This window comes from Streptomyces sp. NPDC005898 (assembly GCF_040629635.1).
Classification (GTDB): Bacteria; Actinomycetota; Actinomycetes; order Streptomycetales; family Streptomycetaceae; genus Streptomyces.
In genome coordinates, this window is record NZ_JBEXWC010000032.1 from 27,627 (window position 1) to 46,163 (window position 18,537).

An 18,537-nucleotide genomic window follows, 5' to 3' on the forward strand; every position below is an offset into this window, starting at 1 on the left:
TCAGTACTCCACGTTCTGCGAACGGCGGCGGATCACGGTGAGCGCGTCGCGCTGGTTGCCCGTGGGGCCGTAGTAGTTGGGGGCGAAGGAGAGCTGGGCGTGGCCGCCGATGAGGTGGGTCGGCTTGATCAGCAGCCGGGTGAGGGCGTTGTGGACGCCGCCGCGCCGCCCGGTGGCCTCGGACTTCGGGACGTTCACCAGTCGCTCCTGGACGTGGTACATGAACACGGTGCCCGGCGGCATCCGGTGTGAGACGACGGCGCGGGCCACGACCACGCCGTTGGCGTTGTGCGCCTCGATCCAGTCGTTGTCCGCGACGCCGATCTCCTCGGCGTCGGGCACGCTGATCCAGATCACGGGCCCGCCGCGGGCCAGGGTCTGCATCAGCAGGTTCTCCTGGTACTCGGAGTGGATCGACCACTTCGAGTGCGGGGTCAGGTAGCGCACCGTCACCGACCGGCCGCCGTCGCCCTGCCCCGGCTGCTCCCCGAGCGCCGCGAGGTCCAGCGGGGGCCGGTAGACGGGCAGTTGTTCGCCGTACTCGGCGATCCACGCGTGGTCGAGGTAGAAGTGCTGGCGTCCGGTGAGGGTGTGCCAGGGCTTGCAGTGCTCGGTGTTGATCGTGAACGGCGCGTAGCGGCGGTCGGGGCCTTCCTTGCCCGACCACTCGAAGCTCGCGCCCACCTGCACGGGGCGCGCCTGGGTGTCGGAGAACTCCACCCGGCGCTCGGCCACCGAGGCGGCCAGTTCCGCAAGGCCGGTGTCCGCGCCGCACCGCTCGGCGAGCCGCTCGAACCCCTCGGCGGCGAGGCGGCCGTTGGTGGTCCCGGACAGGGCGAGGATGGCCTCGCACAGTTTGACGTCGGTGTCGAGGAGGGGCCGCCCCCGCGCCGGGCCGTGGCCGGCCGTCCCGCACCGGGCGGCCAGCCACCGGGCCTCGGGGCCGGGGCGCACGATGACTCCCTTGACCGTCATGCCCTGCTCCTCGGCGAGCGGCCCCAGGGCGGCGATGCGGTCGCCGATGGTGGTGTAGTCCCGTTCCACGACGGTGAAGTGCGGCCCGGTCGGCCCTTCCGGCGGGGCCTCGCCGGGGGTGTCGTGCTGGAGGGCGGTGGCGACGAGGTCATGGGCGGTGTCGAGGCGGCCCCGGGCGAGCCGGGAGACCTCCGCGGCGAGGCCGTGGAAGATCTCGAAGTCGGTGCGTGCCTGCCACGGCGGGCTGATCGCGGGTGAGAACGCGTGCACGTAGGGGTGCATGTCGGTGCTCGACAGGTCGTGCTTCTCGTACCAGGTCGCCGCGGGCAGCACGAGGTCGGCGAAGAGGGTGGTGGACGTCATCCGGAAGTCCAGGGCGAGCAGCAGGTCGAGCTTGCCGCGCGGCGCCTCGTCCCGCCAGGCCACGTCGCGGGGCCGGCACCCGGGCGGGGCCTGCTCGGCGCTCGCGTTGTCACTGGCGCCGAGCAGGTGGCGCAGGAAGAACTCGTTGCCCTTGGCCGACGAGCCGATGAGGTTGGCCCGCCACACGGTGAGCACGCGGGGCCAGTTGGCGGGGTCGTCGGGGTCCTCGCACGCGTAGGACAGCCGCCCCGCGTCGCGTTCGGCGGCCACCCACCGCGCCGGGTCCGCGCCGGCCGCGCGGACGCGCTCGCCCAGCTCCAGGGGGTTCGCGCCGAAGGTGGGGTACGAGGGCATCCAGCCGCGGCGGGTGGCGTGGGCGACGAGGTCCGCGGTGTGCAGGCCCGTGAGGCCGCCGGGGGCGGTGGGCGAGGCGAGGGCGTCCGCGGTGAACTTCTCGTAGCGCCACTGATCGGTGTGCAGATACCAGTACGGCGTGCCGGCCATCTGCCGTGCGGGGCGCGTCCAGTCGGCGGCCGTGGCCAGCTGCTGCCAGCCCGCGTACGGGCGCACCTTCTCCTGGCCCACGTAGTGCGCCCAGCCGCCGCCGTTCACGCCCTGGCAGCCGGTGAGCAGCAGAAGCGACAGGAACGAGCGGTAGATCGTGTCGGAGTGGAACCAGTGGTTGGTCCCTGCCCCCATCACGATCATGCAGCGGCCCCGGGTGCGCTCGGCGGTGCGGGCGAACTCGCGCGCCGCCCGCACCACGGCGCTCGCGGACACGGAGGTGATCGCCTCCTGCCAGGCGGGTGTGCAGGGGCAGGACGCGTCCTCGTACGAGGTGGGCCACTGCCCGGGCAGGCCCTCGCGGCCCACGCCGTACTGGGCCAGCATCAGGTCGAAGACGGTGGTGACCAGCCGCCCGCCGACGCGCAGGGCCGGCACCGCGCGCCGCAGCGTGGCGCCCGGCGTGTCGAAGCGCGGCAGGGCGACGGTGGCCGGCGTCGCGCCGGGGCGGCCGTGGAAGCTCAGCAGCGGATCGATGTCACCGAGGTCGAGGTTCCAGCGGCCCTCGCTCTCCTTGGCCCAGCGGTCCCCCAGGGTGCCGTTCGGGACGTGGGGCCGGCCGGTGGCCGCGTCGAACAGGACGGGCATCCAGCGCCGCGAGCCGGCTTCGGCGTCCGGTGCCAGATCCAGGTCGCGGGCGGTGACGAACGCGCCGGGCGTGTGCGCGTCCGTGCCGTGCTCGTCCGTGCCGTGCTCGTCCAGGGCGACGAGGAACGGCAGGTCGGTGAAGCGCTTGACGTAGTCGGTGAAGTACGGCACCTGCCGTTCGACGAAGCACTCCCGCAGGATGACGTGCCCCATGGCCATGGCCAGCGCCCCGTCGGTGCCGGGGTGGGGGTGCAGCCACTCGTCGGCGAACTTCGTCGCGTCGGCGTAGTCCGGCGAGACCACCACGACCTTCTGCCCCCGGTAGCGGGCCTCGGCCATCCAGTGCGCGTCCGGGGTGCGGGTGACCGGCACGTTGGAGCCCCAGAGCATCAGATAGGCGGCGTCCCACCAGTCCCCGGACTCGGGTACGTCCGTCTGGTCGCCGAAGACCTGCGGCGAGGCGATCGGCAGATCGGCGTACCAGTCGTAGAACGACAGCATCGGCGCGCCGATCAGCGCGTGGAAGCGGGCGCCGGCCGCGTGCGAGGCCATCGACATCGCGGGGATCGGGGAGAAGCCCGCGATCCGGTCCGGCCCGAACTCCTTGAGGGTGTGCACATGGGCGGCCGCCGCGATCTCCAGTGCCTCGTCCCAGCCGATGCGCACCAGGCCGCCCTTGCCCCGGGCCGACTGGTAGCGGCGGCGCAGTTCGGGGTCGCCGGTGATCTCGGCCCATGCCGCCACCGGGTCACCGCCGAGGCGGCGCTTTGCATCCCTGAACATCTCCACGAGGACGCCTCGGGCGTGCGGGTACTTCACCCGGGTCGGCGAGTACGTGTACCAGGAGAACGACGCGCCCCGCGGACAGCCCCGCGGTTCGTAGTCCGGCCTGTCCGGTCCCGCGGAGGGGTAGTCGGTCGCCTGGGTCTCCCAGGTGATCAGACCGTCCTTGACGTACACCTGCCAGGAGCAGGACCCCGTGCAGTTCACCCCGTGCGTGGAGCGCACCACTTTGTCGTGCGCCCAACGCTCCCTGTACGGTTGGTCGTTGACCCGTTGATCCGATTTGAATACGGCCCGGTCGTCGGGCGTGGCCGGAGCCCGCCGCAACATCTGTCCCACCGCGAAGAGCCGCTCGGCCGCGTCGGCCGCGACCTGATCCACCTTCGCCCTGCCACGTCCCACGCCCTCGGGCTCCCCTCGGGGATCGGCGCGCCCGGCAGTCACCCCGGACGCGCGCCTGTCGACGAACGAGGGCCACACTCCTCCTGACCGGCCCGCCGGAGGCACTTCTTTTCGGCCAGTTTGGTGTATCCAGAACTTATTTTTCTTGCCCTTTGCAATGGTTGGACCTTTTGCTCGAAACGGTGTCGACCGGGGCGGACTTGCCCGCGTGGATAGGGTGCGCGGATGAGTTTTCGGCTGGCGGCGTACGCCGTGTGCGTCCAGGACGGGCGGGTGTTGCTCGCCCATCACGTGTCGGGGAACTGGACGCTGCCGGGTGGCAGGGTCGAGCACGGGGAGGATCCCTTCGACGCGGTGGTCCGCGAGGTGGCCGAGGAGACGGGTTGCGTGGGGGTGGTCGAACGGCTGCTGGGCGTGGACTCGCGGGTCGATGTCGGCCTCGCTCTCGCCGAGGGCCTTCCGGCGACCGGCCATGTGCCTCCCGTACCGGTCGGTGACCTGGTCCAGCACTGAGCCCTTGCCCCAAGGACGCGCGGCTGACGTTCAGGCTCCGGTGCCGGTCCGGTCAGGGGCGATGTCGGACGGGTGCTGGGGAGAGGGGGCGTTCGCGGGTCCGGGGGTGGTCGGGGGTCCGTCCTTGAGGAGGCGCCGCAGGATCGGCCCCGTGGACAGCGTGGTCAGCACCGCCATGGTCACCAGGAGCGTGTAGCCGACGTCGTCGAGGAGCCCCAGCTCCCGGCCCGTGGTGAGCACGATGAGTTCGGTGAGCCCGCGGGTGTTCATCAAAGCGGCCAGCGCCGCCGAGTCGCGCGGCGTCAGCCCCGACAGGCGGGCGGCGCCCGCCACGGCGAGGAACTTGCTGCCACCGGCCGCCACCAGCAGGATCACCAGGTCGACCAGCTGGGCCGGATCCAGTTCCGACAGGTCCACCTGCCAGCCGGCGACGACGAAGAACACCGGCATCAGGACCCGGCTGTCGAGGGAGCCGAAACCTCGGCGCAGGTCGGCGTCGGCCCGCGCGCCCGGCGCCTTCTCCCGCTCGCCGTCCGGTCCGCCCGGCTCGTGGTCCAGCCCACGCAGGGCATGCGTGCGGACGACGCCGAGGACGAAGGCACCGACGATGAAGTGCAGCCCCATCCACTCGGTGGCGGCCGCGGAGGCGAGGACTCCGGCGCAGGTGAGGGAGAGGTCGAGTGAGGTGCGCCCGGAGCGTGCGAGGGTGCGCAGCACCGGTCGTGCCACGGCGGTCAGTACGAGCAGATAGGGGACGAACCACAGCAGGCGCCAGGGGGTGTCTCTGCCGCACAGCACCATGACGACGCCCAGCATGGCCCAGGCGAGGACGTCGCAGAGCGCGGCACTGGCCACGGCCAGCCGGCCGAGCGGCACCCGGGCGAGGCCCCGGTCCTCGACGATCCTGGCCAGGACGGGGAACGCGGTCACCGACAGGGCGACCCCCATGAACAGCACGTGCGCGACGCCCTGTGCCGGAGGGCCGCCGGGGCTCCACCAGAGGCCGAGCCCGGTGCCCGCCGCGAAGGGGAACACCATCGCGGCCGTCGCGATGCCCACGGCGGTCCGCCGCGTCGGACGCCCCGCGACCCAGTCGGACTCGGTGCCGAGCTTGAACATGAACAGGGCGAGCCCGAGGTCGGCGAAGGCGCTCAGCTCGCTGCGGATCTCCAACGGGAAGACGTACTGGGACAGCCCGCCGCCCAGCACGGTCGGCCCGAGCAGGATGCCGGCGACGATCTCACCGATCACGGCCGGCTGACCGAAGCGCCTGGCGATGGCGCCGGCCAGCCGGGCCAGGGCGACGATCAGCGCGAGGTCGACGAAGAGGACGGTCAGTCGGCTGCTGGACACGGTGCTGGTGCCAACTCCCTAGGCCTGCGCCCGGAGGGCGGCGACGTACTCGTTCTGCGTGGGGAGTTCGGCGCACCCGAAGTCAACAGAAGCAGATGTCGGCGGGCAGCTCAACGGCGCCGCACGCCGCAGCGTCGACAACCTTCAGCCCACGCCGCGTGGCTGCGGCGCAGCGCCCTCGCCGTCTCGTACGCCAGGAGGCCGCCGAAGCTGTGGCCGAACAGGACGTAGGGCGCGGTGAACACCGCCTCGCGGACCAGGGCGGTGACGAGGGGGCGCAGCGCGGCGTGCGCGGGTTCCGCGAGGCGCGCGGAGCGCCCGGGGAGCCGTACGCCCCACAGCTGAACGTCCGTCAGTTCGTCGGCCCACGGCAGGTATTCGGCGCTGGAGCCGCCCGCGTGCGCGAACACGTAGAGGTTCAGCGGCGCCTCGGGGCGCTCGCGGCGGCGGACCAGTCACGGTGCCGGTGCGGTACGGGGGTCCATGGGCGCCTCGGGGCGTCAGGGGCGGCGGTGGCCGTCACGGGGTCACCAGGTCTGCCACGGGGCCGGTCGCCGCCGCCCGGGTGGCCCGGCAGGCGGCGCCCCCGGCCGGCACTCCGGCCACGGTCTCAGGCCTGGTACTCGGTCAGGTCGATGCCGTGGACGCGCAGCGCATGGCCGGACCGCGGGTGCGTCGTCTCGCGCTCCAGGACCATGCCGAGCTTGCGGGCCACGTTCTCCGAGGCCTGGTCCTGCGCCCGGTGGATGCACACGACCCTTTCGAGTCCGCGGTCCTGGAGGGCGAACTCCAAGGTGGCCTGGGCCGCCTCGGAGGCGTACCCCTGACCCCAGAACTGGGTGCCGAGCCGCCAGGCGATGGCGGCGTCGGCCGCGGCCTCCGGCAGGAACTCGGGCACGAACAGGCCGGTGAAGCCGGCCAGCTCGCCCGAGGCGAGGAGTTCGACGGCGAAGAGGCCGAAGCCCTCGTCGTCCCACTCCTCCTCCCAGCGCTCGATGTCCTGCGCCGTCTGCTCCAGGTCACGCACGCGACCGTCGTCGACCAGGCGCATGACCCGCGGGTCCGCGTTGATCTCCGCCATCGGCGCGAGGTCGCTGTCGTGCCAGGGGCGCAGGAGGAGGCGGGGGGTGCGGATCTCGGTCATGGACCCCATCCTGCCCAAGGGAGGCGCCCCACCGGTAATCGGCGCTCCCCCGCCCCCTCACCGTGTGAAGCCGATCACTGCCGTGGCCGCTCCGCCGCGCCGACGTAGGCCGCGAGGTGTTCGCCGGTGAGGGTGGAGCGGGCGGCGACGAGGTCGGCGGGGGTGCCCTCGAAGACGACGGTGCCGCCGTCGTGGCCGGCGCCGGGGCCGAGGTCGATGATCCAGTCGGCGTGCGCCATGACCGCCTGGTGGTGCTCGACGACGATGACGGACTTGCCGGAGTCCACGAGCCGGTCCAGCAGGCCGAGCAGCTGTTCGACGTCGGCGAGGTGGAGGCCGGTGGTCGGCTCGTCGAGGACGTAGACGCCGCCCTTCTCGCCCATGTGCGTGGCGAGCTTGAGGCGCTGCCGCTCGCCCCCGGACAGGGTGGTGAGCGGCTGGCCGAGGGTGAGGTAGCCGAGCCCGACGTCGGCGAGCCGCCGCAGGACCTTGTGGGCGGCCGGGGTGCGCGCCTCGCCCGTGTCGAAGAACTCCTCGGCCTCGCTCACGGACATCGCGAGCACCTCGCTGATGTCGCGGCCGCCGAGGCGGTACTCCAGGACCGACGCCTCGAACCGCCTGCCCTCGCAGTCCTCGCAGGTCGTGGCGGTGCCGGCCATCATCCCGAGGTCGGTGAAGACGACGCCCGCGCCGTTGCAGGTGGGGCAGGCGCCCTCGGAGTTGGCGCTGAACAGCGCCGGTTTCACGCCGTTGGCCTTGGCGAACGCCTTGCGGATCGGGTCGAGCAGCCCCGTGTACGTGGCGGGGTTGCTGCGCCGGGAGCCCTTGATCGGGCTCTGGTCGACCGAGATCACGCCCGCGTCGGCGGGCAGGGACCCGTGCACGAGGGAGCTCTTCCCGGAGCCGGCGACGCCGGTGACGACGGTGAGGACGCCGAGCGGGATGTCGACGTCGACCTTCCGCAGGTTGTTCGCCGTCGCGTCGCGGATCTCCAGGGCGCCCGTGGCCGCGCGCACGCTCTTCTTGACCGCCGATCGGTCGTCCAGGTGGCGGCCGGTGATGGTGTCGGAGGCCCGCAGCCCCTCCAGGGTGCCTTCGAAGCAGACGGTGCCGCCCGCCTGGCCGGCGCCGGGGCCGAGGTCCACGACGTGGTCGGCGATCGCGATCATCTCCGGCTTGTGCTCCACGACGAGCACCGTGTTGCCCTTGTCCCGCAGGCGCAGGAGCAGGTCGTTCATGCGCTGGATGTCGTGGGGGTGCAGGCCCGCGGTGGGCTCGTCGAAGACGTAGGTGACGTCGGTGAGCGAGGAGCCGAGGTGGCGGATCATCTTGACGCGCTGGGCCTCACCGCCGGAGAGGGTCCCCGCGGGCCGGTCGAGGGCGAGGTAGCCGAGGCCGATCTCCACGAACGAGTCGAGGGTCTGGCGCAGCGAGGCGAGCAGCGGGGCCACCGACGGCTCGTCGAGGTCGCGCACCCAGGCCGCGAGGTCCCTGATCTCCATCGCGCACAGGTCGGCGATGCTCCTGCCCTTGATCCTGGAGGATCTGGCTCCTTCGCTGAGCCGGGTGCCCTCGCACTCGGGGCAGGTGGTGAAGGTGACCGCCCGCTCCACGAACGCCCGGATGTGCGGCTGGAGGGCCTCCTTGTCCTTGGACAGGAACGACTTCTGGATCTTCGGGATCAGGCCCTCGTAGGTGAGGTTGATGCCGTTGACCTTGACCTTGACCGGTTCGCCGTAGAGGAAGGCCTGCAGCTCCTTCTTGGTGTAGCGGCGGATCGGCTTGTCGGGGTCGACGAAGCCGGACTGGGCGTAGACCTGCACGGTCCACTGGCTGTCCGACTTCCAGCCGGGGATGGTGAACGCGCCCTCGGCGAGCGACTTGGAGTCGTCGTAGAGCTGTGTGAGGTCGATGTCGGAGACCTTGCCCCGGCCCTCGCAGCGCGTGCACATGCCGCCGGTGCGCTGGTAGGTCGCCTTGATGGTCTTCGTCCTTGCCGCGCCGCGTTCGACGGTGATTCCGCCGCTGGCCCGGACGGAGGCGGTGTTGAAGGAGTACGCGCTGGGCGGGCCGATGTGCGGTTCGGCGAGCCGGCTGAAGAGGATGCGCAGCATGGCGTGGGCGTCGGTGGCGGTGCCGACCGTGGAGCGCGGGTCGGCGCCCATCCGGCTCTGGTCGACGCTGATGACGGTGGTGAGCCCGCCGAGGACGTCGACGTCGGGCCGCGCCATGGTCGGCATGAAGCCCTGCACGAAGGCGCTGTACGTCTCGTTGATCAACCGCTGCGACTCGGCGGCGATCGTGTTGAACACCAGTGAGCTCTTGCCCGAGCCGGAGACGCCCGTGAACACCGTCAGCCGGCGCTTGGGGATCTCGATGCTGATGTCCTTGAGGTTGTTCTCGCGCGCGCCGTGCACACGGATCAGGTCGTGGCTGTCGGCGGCGTGCGGCGCGGACGCCCGCGGGGCCGTTCTCGGGGCCTTGCTCATCGGTCGTGTCTCCCTGGGTCGTGCGGCGCGCCGTCTGCGCGGCTCGGTCACGCTAGCGGTGACACGAGCACGGCGCTTCTCCATTCCTGATCTTTCCGCTCAGTGGTTCCGCACCGCGCCTCGGCGTCCGCGCCCATGGACAGGGTGGAGGCGGAGGTTACTCGGTTCCGGGGGTCTTGCGGGTGGTGACGTTCATCCGGTTCCAGGTGTTCACGGTGAAGATGAGCGCGATGACGTGCGCCAGTTGCTCCTCGTCGAAGTGCCGGGCCGCCTCGTCGTACACGGAGTCCGGCACCCCGTCGGGCAGCAGGGTGACCGCCTCGGTCAGGGCGAGCGCGGCACGCTCCTCGGCCGTGTAGAGGCTGGACTCGTGCCAGCCGCTGAGCTGATGGATGCGGGCCTCGGTCTCCCCCGCCCGGCGGGCGTCGCCGGTGTGGTAGTCGATGCAGTACGCGCACCGGTTGATCTGCGACGCGCGGATCTGGACGAGTTCGAGGAGCACCGGGTCCAGGCCCTCGCGGGCCGCGGCGTCCAGGGCGAGGACGGCCTTGAAGACCTTGGGGGCGACGGTGGCGAAGTTCATGCGCTGCGGAATCTGAATCGCTGTCATGACCAGAACTCTAGGAGCCGATTAGCCCCCGGGTATGGTGCATTCCCGTGGCCAATCATTGGGGCAATTCCTCGGGCGGGCGCGGGTTCCCGCCGCCGGACGCGAGTGCGGGAACCGACTTCCACCTGGAGCTCAGCGGTACGGGCGCGCTGCGCGACCAGGTGATGCGGGCCCTGCGCGAGGCGATCGGCACCGGCCGGCTGGCCCCGGGCACCCGGCTGCCCCCGTACCGGAGTCTGGCCAGGGATCTCGGCATCGCCCTCAACACCGTCGGCGACGCCTACGGCGAACTGGTCGCCGAGGGCTGGCTCACGGCGCGGCAGGGCTCAGGGACCCGGGTCGCCCGGCGCAGCACCCCCCTGCCGCCGGACCGCTCGCGCCGCTCGGCGCCACCGGTGCGCCGCCCCGCCCACGACCTGATGCCGACCTCGCCGGACGCCGCCATGTTTCCCCGCGCGGCCTGGCTGACCTCCTCGCGCCGCGCGCTCAACGCGGCGCCCAACGACGCTTTCGGCGTGGGCGATCCGCGGGGCCGCATCGAGCTGCGCACCGCGCTCACCGAGTACCTCGCCCGGGCCCGTGGCGTGCGTACCGCGCCCCACCGGATCATCGTCTGCGCCGGATTCGCCCACGCCCTGCAGATGCTCGGGCGGGTCCTGCCGGGTGACGTGGCCGTCGAGTCGTACGGACTGGACTTCCACCGCTCGCTGCTCACGGCGGCCGGGCGGCGCACCGTCCCGCTGGCCGTCGACGCCCGGGGAGCCGTGATCGACGAGCTGCCGGGGACGGGGGCCCGCACGGTCCTGCTCACCCCCGCCCACCAGTTCCCGACCGGGGGGCCGCTGCATCCCGCGCGCAGGGCCGCCGTGATCGACTGGGCGCGGGCCGGCGGCGGGCTCGTGGTGGAGGACGACTACGACGGGGAGTTCCGCTACGACCGCCAGCCGGTCGGCGCCGTCCAGGGCCTGGACCCCGACCGCGTCGTCTACATCGGCTCGACCAGCAAGAGCCTCTCGCCCGCCCTGCGCATCGGCTGGATGGCGGTCCCGGACCACCTCGTCGACGACATCCTCGCCGTCAAGGGCGCCCGCGAGCTGTGGACCGGCGCCCTGGAGCAGCTCACGCTGGCCGACTTCATCGTCTGCGGCGCCTACGACCGGCACGTGCGCCGGATGCGGCTGAACTACCGGCGCCGCCGCGACCGGCTGCTCGCCACCCTCGGGGCGCGGGCCCCGCACATCGGGGTCGGCGGTATCGCCGCGGGGCTGCACGCCGTACTCGACCTTCCGCCGGGCAGCGAAGCGGCGGCGGTGCGCGCCGCGTCCCGCCGGGGCCTCGCCCTCGAAGGCCTGGCCGCCTACCGCCACCCCGACAGCGCCATGCCGCCCCGCGACGGCCTCGTCATCGGCTACGGCACCCCGCCCGACCACGCCTTCGACGCCGCTCTGGAGGCCCTGTGCCTGGCCCTCCCCGATCCCGTACCGGCCATGGACGAGCCCGGGGCAGGCCGGGGCGCACGGCGCCGATGAGGCAGAATGCTCCCCCCGGGGGCCGGTTGTGTGTGTGGGGGTATGTGTGCTTCTCGTCGATCTGAACGCGGTCGCGCCGCGTGAGCGGGCGGAGGCGTTCCATCACGCCCTGACCGACTCGTCGGTGCCCAACGACGTCGTCCACGAGGAGCCCGAGGCCGGCATCCACGCGCGCATGGCGGCGTGGCGGGTGGGCGGACTGGACCTCTTCGCCACCCGCAACTCCGGGTTCGAGGTGCGGCGCACGGAACGGCACGTGCGCCACCACCGGAGCAACCCCGTCGTCTCCGTCTCGCTGCAGACCGAGGGGACGCACCGCGCCGAGGTCGGGGGTACGCGCAGGACGCTGGGCCGGGACGACATCTGCGTCTTCCACGAACTGTCGTCCCGCGTGTACGGCTGGTCCGGGGACGGCGCCTCCCGGGCCATGATGTTCGACGCGAACCGCCTGGGCGTGCCGCCGGACGTCGTCGAGAGGGCGTCCCTGCGGCTGCCCGCCAGCCCGCTGTACGGCCTGGTCCTGAACCATCTGCGCGAGGTGTGGCGCGATCCGGCGCGCCTTGAGGGCGACGCGGGCGCGCCGGCGCTGGCGAGCGCCACCACGGAGCTGGTCCGCGCCCTGCTCCTGTCGGCCGCGCACGCCGAGGACGCCCCGGCGGTCAGGTCGGTGCTGGACGAGACGCTGTTGACCCGGGTCAGGGCGTATGTGCGCCGGCACCTCGCGGACCGGGACCTGACGCCGGAGCGGATCGCGGCGGAGCACGCCATCTCGGTGCGCGGCCTGTACGTCCTGCTGGGCGAGGCGGGCATCAGCCTGGAGCAGTGGCTGATCGGCGAACGCCTCGCGAAGGCACGGCAGATGCTGGCCGCCGCGCGCTACGACCGGCTCACCGTCGCCGCCGTCGCCGCCCGGTGCGGGTTCAGCAGCCCGAGCCACTTCAGCCGCCGCTTCCGGGCGGAGTACGGCATGACGCCGGGCGAATGGCGGCGCCGGCGCGCCTGAGCCGGGGGCAGGGTCAGGCCGCGTGCAGGGCGGCGTGCAGGGTGTCCGTCACCTGGATGCGTGCCGCCCGGGATGCGTCCGTGCCGCGCAGCGGGTCGAACAGCACGAAGCCGTGGATCGTCCCGTGGTAGCGGACCGACACCACCGGGACGTCCGCCTCCCTCAGGCGGGCCGCGTACGCCTCCCCCTCGTCGCGCAGGACGTCGGCCTCGGCCGTGAGGACGAGCGCCGGCGGCAGGCCGCGCAGGCTGTGGACGGGCGCGCGCAGCGGCGAGACCGTGCCGTGCGTCCGGCTCGCCGGATCCGGGGCGTACTGCTGCCAGTAGCGCCGCATCGTGGCCCGGCTCAGGAAGTAGCCGTCCGCGAACTGACGGTAGGACGGTGTGTCCATCGCCGCGTCGGTCACCGGACACATCAGCACCTGGTGGCGCAGGCGCGGCCCGCCGCGCTCCTGCGCGAGGAGCGTGAGGGCAGCCGCGTGCTGGGCTCCCGCGCTGGCTCCGACGACCGCCATCCGGGCCCCGTCCAGCCGCCACTCCCCGCCGTGCCGGGCGATCCAGCGGGCGACGGTGTGCGCCCGCTCCACGGCGCCGGGATGCCGTGCGTCGTTCGGGCCCTCGTACTCCGGGACGACCACCGCGGCGTCCGCCCCCAGCACGAGGTCGGCCACCAGCCGTCGATGGGCGTAGGCGTCGGTCGTCATCCAGCCGAGCCCGTGCAGGTACAGCACCACCGGCAGGGCGTCGTCGCTGCCGGCCGGGCGCAGGATGCGCACCCTGATCCGGTGGCCGTCGCCTCCCGGCAGTGCCAGCCACTCCTCGTCGACGTCCGGGTCGTCGCGGCCCTCCCCGTCCCACAGGGCGGCCATGCGCGCCCTGGACTCCCCCGGGTCCGCGTCCGCGTCCGCGTCCGTGTCCGGGGCGGCGGCCCAGGCGTGCTCCCGGAGGAAGGCGCGTGTCCGTCGTTCGAGGGCAGGTCTCTCCCCCAGGGCTGGGGCGTCTTCTTGCACGGGAACTCCTGCGCGGGGACGGGGCACGGGCCGTTCGAAGGCGCCGCCGCGCACTGACGGCCGGACGAGCGGGCGCTCGGTGCCGCACAGCGGCTCTGCCGGCACGCGGCACCCACCCTAGGCGGTCGGCGCCGGGAACCGGGCGGGGTCTCGGTACGCGTCCGTGCCGCTGCGTGCACAGTTCGCGGGGCGCCGGCGCGAAACGCCCGTGGCGGGCCGGGTCGCTCGAAGTGCAGTCATATGACCTACTCCCCTCCCGGGCACCTTCGGAAGACTCGTACCGGTGCGAGGGCGCGGCCGTCCCTCCCCTCGCACCGGCACAGGCCTTCCGGGACGGCTGAAGGGAACCCACGTGAGCACTCGAGCCGGTACGGCGATCTCACCGGGCGGCGGCGCGTCCACCGACGTCGTGGCCGCGCTGTCGCGGTGGCTGGCGCCCGTCGAGGAAGACGTCCCCCGGGGCGCCGCGACGGCCGGCTCCGTGACACTGCGTCACTTCGGGTACGTGGACATGATCACCTGCGTCACCGGGCCGCTCGCTCTCACCCGGCGCCCGGGCCCGGCCCCGGGCCCGGAGGCGGTGGCGCTGCTGGTGCCCCGGACCGGCACCGCACGGATAACCCAGGACGGCCGCGGCACCCACGTCGAAAGCGGCCGCCTGGCGCTGCTCGACCTGAGCCGCCCCTTCTCGGTCGACCTGACGGGCGGGCAGGTCGAGGGGGGCGGGCCCGCCCTTGATGCCGGGCCGGTGGGGTACGGCGGCCGGGCCGAGTGCTCCCGGACGCTTCTGTTCCGGCTGCCCGTGCACGCGCTGCACGTCCCGGCGGCGGTCCTGCGGGGCGCCACCGCCCGTGTCCTCGACCCGTCGCCGGCCGTGGCCGCGCTGCTGACCCCCGTACTCAGGCATCTGGACGAGTCCGCGGCCCCGATCCCCGCGGCGGTGGCGGAACGGCTCGGGGGTGTGGTGACCGACGCGGTCGCCGCCCTCGTCGGTGAGCCGGCCGGGGAAGCGGGGCAGGCGGCGGAGAACGGGCCGCGCCACCTCGTCCTGTCCGTCCGCCGGTTCATCGACCGGAACCTCGGCGACCCCGAGCTGTCCGCCGAGCGCATCGCCGCGGCGCACTTCATCTCCGTCCGCTATCTGCACCGCCTCTTCGAGGGTGAGGACACCACGGTGAGCAGGCTCGTCCAGCGCCGCCGGGTGGAGGAGTGCGCGCGGGAGCTGGCGCGGCGCGCACGGGTCGGCCCCTCACTCGCCGTCGTGGCCTCCCGCTGGGGCTTTCGCAGCGCCGCGCACTTCAGCCGCGCCTTCAAGGCCGTGCACGGTCACCCGCCGCAGCAGTGGCGCCGCCTGGTGCTCGCCTCCCCGGCGTCGGGCCTCGCGGCGCCGACCGCGACGGCAGCGGGCCCGGGGCCCCGGTCAGCCGGAGGCGGGCCCGGCATCGGCTGACGGCCCGGTCCGGCCGTCGCGCCAGTCACTGGGCGACATGCCGTACGCCGCGCGGAAGCTGCGGCTGAAGTGCGTGGCGCTGGCGAAACCCCAGCGTCGGGCGACCGCCGACACGGTGACGCCGTCGCGCCCGGGGCGGGCCAGTTCCCGGCGGGCCTCCTCCAGCCTGCGGTGCTGGATCCACCGGCCGACCGTGCTGCCGTGGCCCTCGAAGAGCTTGTGGAGGTAGCGGATCGAGATGTGCTGGGCCGCCGCGACCGTGGCGGGCGTCAGGTTCCGGTCCCAGAGATGGGCGTCGACGTACGCGCGCAGCCGCCCCACCAGCTCCGCGCGGCCCCGGGGCCCGGGGTCGGCGTCCTGCACGGCCAGCAGGTCCACCAGCTCCGCGACGGCGCCCGCCAGCCGCAGGGCGGTCCGGGGCGCGTCCTCGGCGGGCACCGCGACCAGTTCCCGCAGGAGCGTGCCGAGCAGCGAGGCCACCGGGCCGTCGGCGGCCGGGGCCCGGCCGCTCAGGTCGGTGGCCTGCTGGTCGGTCAGGGTCAGGGCGCGGCGCGCGATCCGGACCAGGTGCAGTTCGTACGCCGTCGACTCGCGCAGGACGGCGGGCTGCGTCCCGTCGACGACGAAGAGGTCCCCGGGCCGGCACGGCACGGCGCTCCCCCGGCGGACGAGCGTCGCCTCGCCGCTCGTGTGGAAGCCCAGCAGGAGGTACGGCCCGCCCTGTTCCGCGGTGGGCACGCGGACGACGCTGGGCGCTGTGCCGCGGAGCGTGCTCACCCCCAGGAAGCCGAGTGCGTGCTCGTCGGCGCCTGCGGGCGCGGGCATCGGGTTCATCAGTCCCCCTGATCTGGGCGTCGGTCCGGTGCTGCGCGCGGTCGCCGGTGCTCGGCGCGGGTCCGCGCGGATCCATCCTGTGGTCGCTCCGTCCCAGGTGGGAGGCTGTGGAGGGCTCTCTGCGGGCAGGGGCAGGAGCTGTGCACACTGGGGCAATGCCGCGGTGTCACGGTGTTCCTGGGCGGACCGAGGACAGGGGGCGGTGATGGGCGACGGGACGGTGTTCGTCGGCCGACGGCGCGAACGCGCGCTGCTGGGCCGGGCGCTGGACGACGCGCGAACCGGCGCGGGCGGCTCGGCGACCGTGCTGCGGGGCGATCCCGGCATCGGCAAGAGCGCGCTGCTGGACTGGACCGCCACGCGTGCCGACGGCGACGGCTTCACCGTGCTGCGGGCGGCGGGACACGAGCCGGAGACCGGGGTCGCCTTCGGGGCGCTGCACCAGGTGCTGCGGCCGCTGTGGGCGAACGCGCGCGCGTTGCCCGGGCCCCAACTGGCCGCGCTGGAAAGGGTCCTCGGGCTTCGGGAGGGCCTGCCGCCGAGCGGCTTCATGGTCGGCGCAGCGGTCCTGGCCCTGCTCGCCGGGGAGGCGCGCCGGCGTCCGGTGCTGATCCTCGTCGACGACCTGCACTGGGTGGACTCCTCCAGCGTCGCCGTCTTCGTCTTCCTGCACCGCCGGATCACCGGGCTGCGCGTGGTGATGGTCGGCGCGAGCCGCGCCGAGGACGGGGCGGCTCCGGGGCGGGACGAGCACACGGTGGACGTGGGGGTGCTGTCCCGGGAGGACGCGCGGGCGCTGTTGCGGCACTGGCATCCGGGCCTGGCGCCCTCCACCGCGCAGCGGGTGATGGACGAGGCCGTCGGCAATCCGCTGGCGCTGGCCGAACTGCCCGGCCAGTTGGCGTACGGGCACCGCAGGGGCGTGGTGCCGCTGCCGGACCGGCTGCCGCTGGGGCGGCGCCTCGAGTCGCTCTTCGCCCGGCGCCTGCGCGCCCTGCCCGCCGACGCGAGGAGGCTGCTGCTGCTCACGGCGCTGGACGGGATCGACGCCACGGGCGGCGGCGCGCTCCGCGAGCCCGGCCTCGGCGGCACGGAGCAACTTGTCGAGCGCGTCGAGGTGAGCGGTCTTGCCCGGCTCGACGCCACGGGACGGCTGGTCTTCCGGCACCCGCTGGTGCGCAGCGCCGTCATCGCCTCCTCGGAACGGGCCGAGCGGCAGGCCGCGCACCGGACGCTGGCCGCACGATTGCGCGAGGACGATCCGCGCCGGCTGACGCACGAGGCGCTGGCCGCCGACGGTCCCGACGAGCGGCTCGCCGCGCGGCTGCACCGGGCGGGAGAGCGCATCGCGTTGCGCGGCGGCGACGCGGAGGCCGCCCTGCTCCTCGAACGCGCGGCGGCGCTCGGCCCCGACCCCGGCGACCGGGCGCGCCGGCTGACCTGGGCGGCCGTGATGTCGGCGCGGGGCGGGCGGCTCGCGTACGCGGCGAGCCTCGTCGAGGAGGTGCGGCGCGGGCCGGTGCCCGAGGACGTGGCCCCGCTGTTCGCCTACGCGGTCGTGTACGTCGATCAGAGCTACCACGTCGACTTCGCGTCGTCGATCGAGCTGCTGCCCGGGGCGCTGGCCGCGCTGACCGCGCCGGGCGCTCCCGACAGCGGCGACCTCGTGGAGCAGATGTTCTTCAAGCTGCTGCTGGCCGTGTCGTACACGGGCGACGCCCGGGGCCGGCGGGCCCTGGAGCGGTACACGGCGCATGTCTCCCCCGCCGCCCGGCTGTGCCACCGCGCCTGGGCGGACCCGCCGCGCACGGCGCATGGCGCGCAGGCCGATCTGCGGGTGCTGACGGCACGCATGACGGCCGGGCGGGAGGCCGGGAACTCCTGGCTGGTGCTGTGGGCGGCGGCGGCCGTCGACGCGGCGGACGCCGACCTGTGGCGGCTCTTCGGCGGGGAGCACGCGTACGCCACGCAGGGCTCGGTGGCCAAGGCGCGGTACCACCAGGCGTTCCTGCGGGGCGAGTGGGAGGCGGCCGAGGAGTCCGTGGCCGCAGCCGAGCGTGCGGACGAGGCCGGGTATCACTGCAACGCGCTGCTGTTCCGGTTCTACTACGCCCATTTCCTTGCCGGTCGCGGGGACGCGCCGGCGCTGCGCGAGGTGCGCGAGCGGATCGGGCCGGCCGCCGCCAGGGCGCGGATGCGGCTGGTCACCGACCACTTGGAGCGGCTGGAGGCGCTGGTCCTGCTGGCAAACGGCCGGCACGAGGAGGCGTACGCGCGGCTGCGCCGCCTGATGGCACCCGGTGAGCTGCCGTGCGGTCTGGCGTGGTTCCATCTGCCCTTCTTCGACCTGGTGGACGCCTGCTTGGGGTCCGGGCGCCGCGCCGAGGCGCTGGCGCACGTGGCGGCGGGCCGGGCGGCGCGGATGGACGGCATCTCGGCGCACCACGCCTTCCTGCTGGCGGCGGCGACCGCGATGACGGCCGACGACGGCGAGGCCGATACGGCCTATGCGGCCGCGTACGCCGTGCGGGGCTCTTGTCAGTGGGTGTTCGAGAGGGCGCGGCTGCGGCTGGCGCACGGCTCCTGGCTGCGGCGAAGGGGGCGGGGCGCCGAGGCGAGCGGCGTACTGCGGGCCGCCTGCCGTACTTTCCGCGCCCTGGAGGCCGAGCCGTGGGTGGCGCGGTGCCGGTCCGAACTGCGCGCCGTCGAGGCCCCCTTGGGCGGTGGTTCGGCGGATGGCGGTGGGCTCACGGCGCAGGAGCTGCGCATCGCCCGCCTGGTGGCGACCGGGTTGACGAACAAGGAGGTCGGTGCCGCGTTGCGGCTGTCCCCGCGCACGGTGGGGGCCCACCTCTACCGGATCTTCCCGAAGCTGGGCATCTCCTCACGGGCGGCACTGGCCAGGGCGCTGCCGGGCGGTTGAGCCGT

13 protein-coding genes are annotated in these 18,537 nt (G+C 73.8%); 5 read left to right on the forward strand and 8 right to left on the reverse strand.

Features of this window, described 5'->3' with window-relative positions; translation table 11 throughout:
* The gene (locus tag ABZ385_RS29905; RefSeq protein ID WP_358913889.1) at positions 1-3,603 is read right to left on the reverse strand and encodes a nitrate reductase subunit alpha; all 3,603 of its coding nucleotides are present in this window, start codon (positions 3,601-3,603) and stop codon (positions 1-3) included.
* Between the two features lie 297 nt (positions 3,604-3,900).
* Between ABZ385_RS29905 and ABZ385_RS29910 the strand changes: the two genes are divergently transcribed.
* Positions 3,901-4,188: an NUDIX domain-containing protein gene (locus ABZ385_RS29910; RefSeq protein ID WP_358588521.1), complete on the forward strand. Its 288-nt coding sequence runs from the start codon at positions 3,901-3,903 to the stop codon at positions 4,186-4,188.
* Between the two features lie 30 nt (positions 4,189-4,218).
* Here ABZ385_RS29910 and ABZ385_RS29915 read toward each other — a convergent pair whose 3' ends face one another.
* The 5 genes from ABZ385_RS29915 to ABZ385_RS29935 form a co-directional block, all read right to left on the reverse strand.
* Positions 4,219-5,541, reverse strand: a complete 1,323-nt coding sequence (locus tag ABZ385_RS29915) for a cation:proton antiporter (RefSeq protein WP_358913872.1) — start codon at positions 5,539-5,541, stop codon at positions 4,219-4,221.
* 110 nt (positions 5,542-5,651) lie between these two features.
* Positions 5,652-5,951, reverse strand: coding sequence for an alpha/beta fold hydrolase (locus ABZ385_RS29920; protein WP_358588526.1), 300 nt, complete (start codon positions 5,949-5,951; stop codon positions 5,652-5,654).
* A gap of 200 nt (positions 5,952-6,151) precedes the next feature.
* Positions 6,152-6,685 carry a GNAT family N-acetyltransferase gene (locus tag ABZ385_RS29925; protein ID WP_358588528.1) on the reverse strand — a complete coding sequence of 178 codons (534 nt, stop codon included), beginning with the start codon at positions 6,683-6,685 and terminating at the stop codon, positions 6,152-6,154.
* Positions 6,686-6,759: 74 nt separating this feature from the next.
* Positions 6,760-9,174 (reverse strand): excinuclease ABC subunit UvrA, encoded by a 2,415-nt coding sequence (locus ABZ385_RS29930; RefSeq protein WP_358913873.1) that lies wholly within the window; start codon positions 9,172-9,174, stop codon positions 6,760-6,762.
* A gap of 157 nt (positions 9,175-9,331) precedes the next feature.
* Positions 9,332-9,784 carry a carboxymuconolactone decarboxylase family protein gene (locus tag ABZ385_RS29935; RefSeq protein WP_358588533.1) on the reverse strand — a complete coding sequence of 151 codons (453 nt, stop codon included), beginning with the start codon at positions 9,782-9,784 and terminating at the stop codon, positions 9,332-9,334.
* Between the two features lie 125 nt (positions 9,785-9,909).
* Here ABZ385_RS29935 and ABZ385_RS29940 point away from each other — a divergent pair, with 125 nt between their 5' ends.
* Positions 9,910-11,313: a PLP-dependent aminotransferase family protein gene (locus tag ABZ385_RS29940; protein WP_358588549.1), complete on the forward strand. Its 1,404-nt coding sequence runs from the start codon at positions 9,910-9,912 to the stop codon at positions 11,311-11,313.
* Between the two features lie 46 nt (positions 11,314-11,359).
* On the forward strand, positions 11,360-12,316 hold the full coding sequence (locus ABZ385_RS29945; protein WP_358913874.1) for an AraC family transcriptional regulator: 957 nt from the start codon (positions 11,360-11,362) through the stop codon (positions 12,314-12,316).
* 13 nt (positions 12,317-12,329) lie between these two features.
* Here the strand turns inward: ABZ385_RS29945 and ABZ385_RS29950 are convergent, their stop codons facing one another.
* Positions 12,330-13,325 (reverse strand): alpha/beta hydrolase, encoded by a 996-nt coding sequence (locus ABZ385_RS29950; RefSeq protein ID WP_358913875.1) that lies wholly within the window; start codon positions 13,323-13,325, stop codon positions 12,330-12,332.
* A gap of 352 nt (positions 13,326-13,677) precedes the next feature.
* On the opposite strand from ABZ385_RS29950, the gene ABZ385_RS29955 reads away from it, so the two are divergent.
* Entirely contained in the window at positions 13,678-14,775 is a 1,098-nt protein-coding gene (locus ABZ385_RS29955; RefSeq protein ID WP_358913876.1) for a helix-turn-helix domain-containing protein, read from the forward strand.
* Here ABZ385_RS29955 and ABZ385_RS29960 read toward each other — a convergent pair.
* The gene (locus tag ABZ385_RS29960; RefSeq protein ID WP_358913877.1) at positions 14,746-15,609 is read right to left on the reverse strand and encodes a helix-turn-helix domain-containing protein; all 864 of its coding nucleotides are present in this window, start codon (positions 15,607-15,609) and stop codon (positions 14,746-14,748) included. The two genes, ABZ385_RS29955 and ABZ385_RS29960, sit on opposite strands and share 30 nt — an antisense overlap.
* A 205-nt stretch (positions 15,610-15,814) precedes the next feature.
* Between ABZ385_RS29960 and ABZ385_RS29965 the strand changes: the two genes are divergently transcribed.
* Positions 15,815-18,532, forward strand: a complete 2,718-nt coding sequence (locus ABZ385_RS29965; protein ID WP_358913878.1) for a LuxR family transcriptional regulator — start codon at positions 15,815-15,817, stop codon at positions 18,530-18,532.
* Positions 18,533-18,537 lie beyond the last annotated feature (5 nt).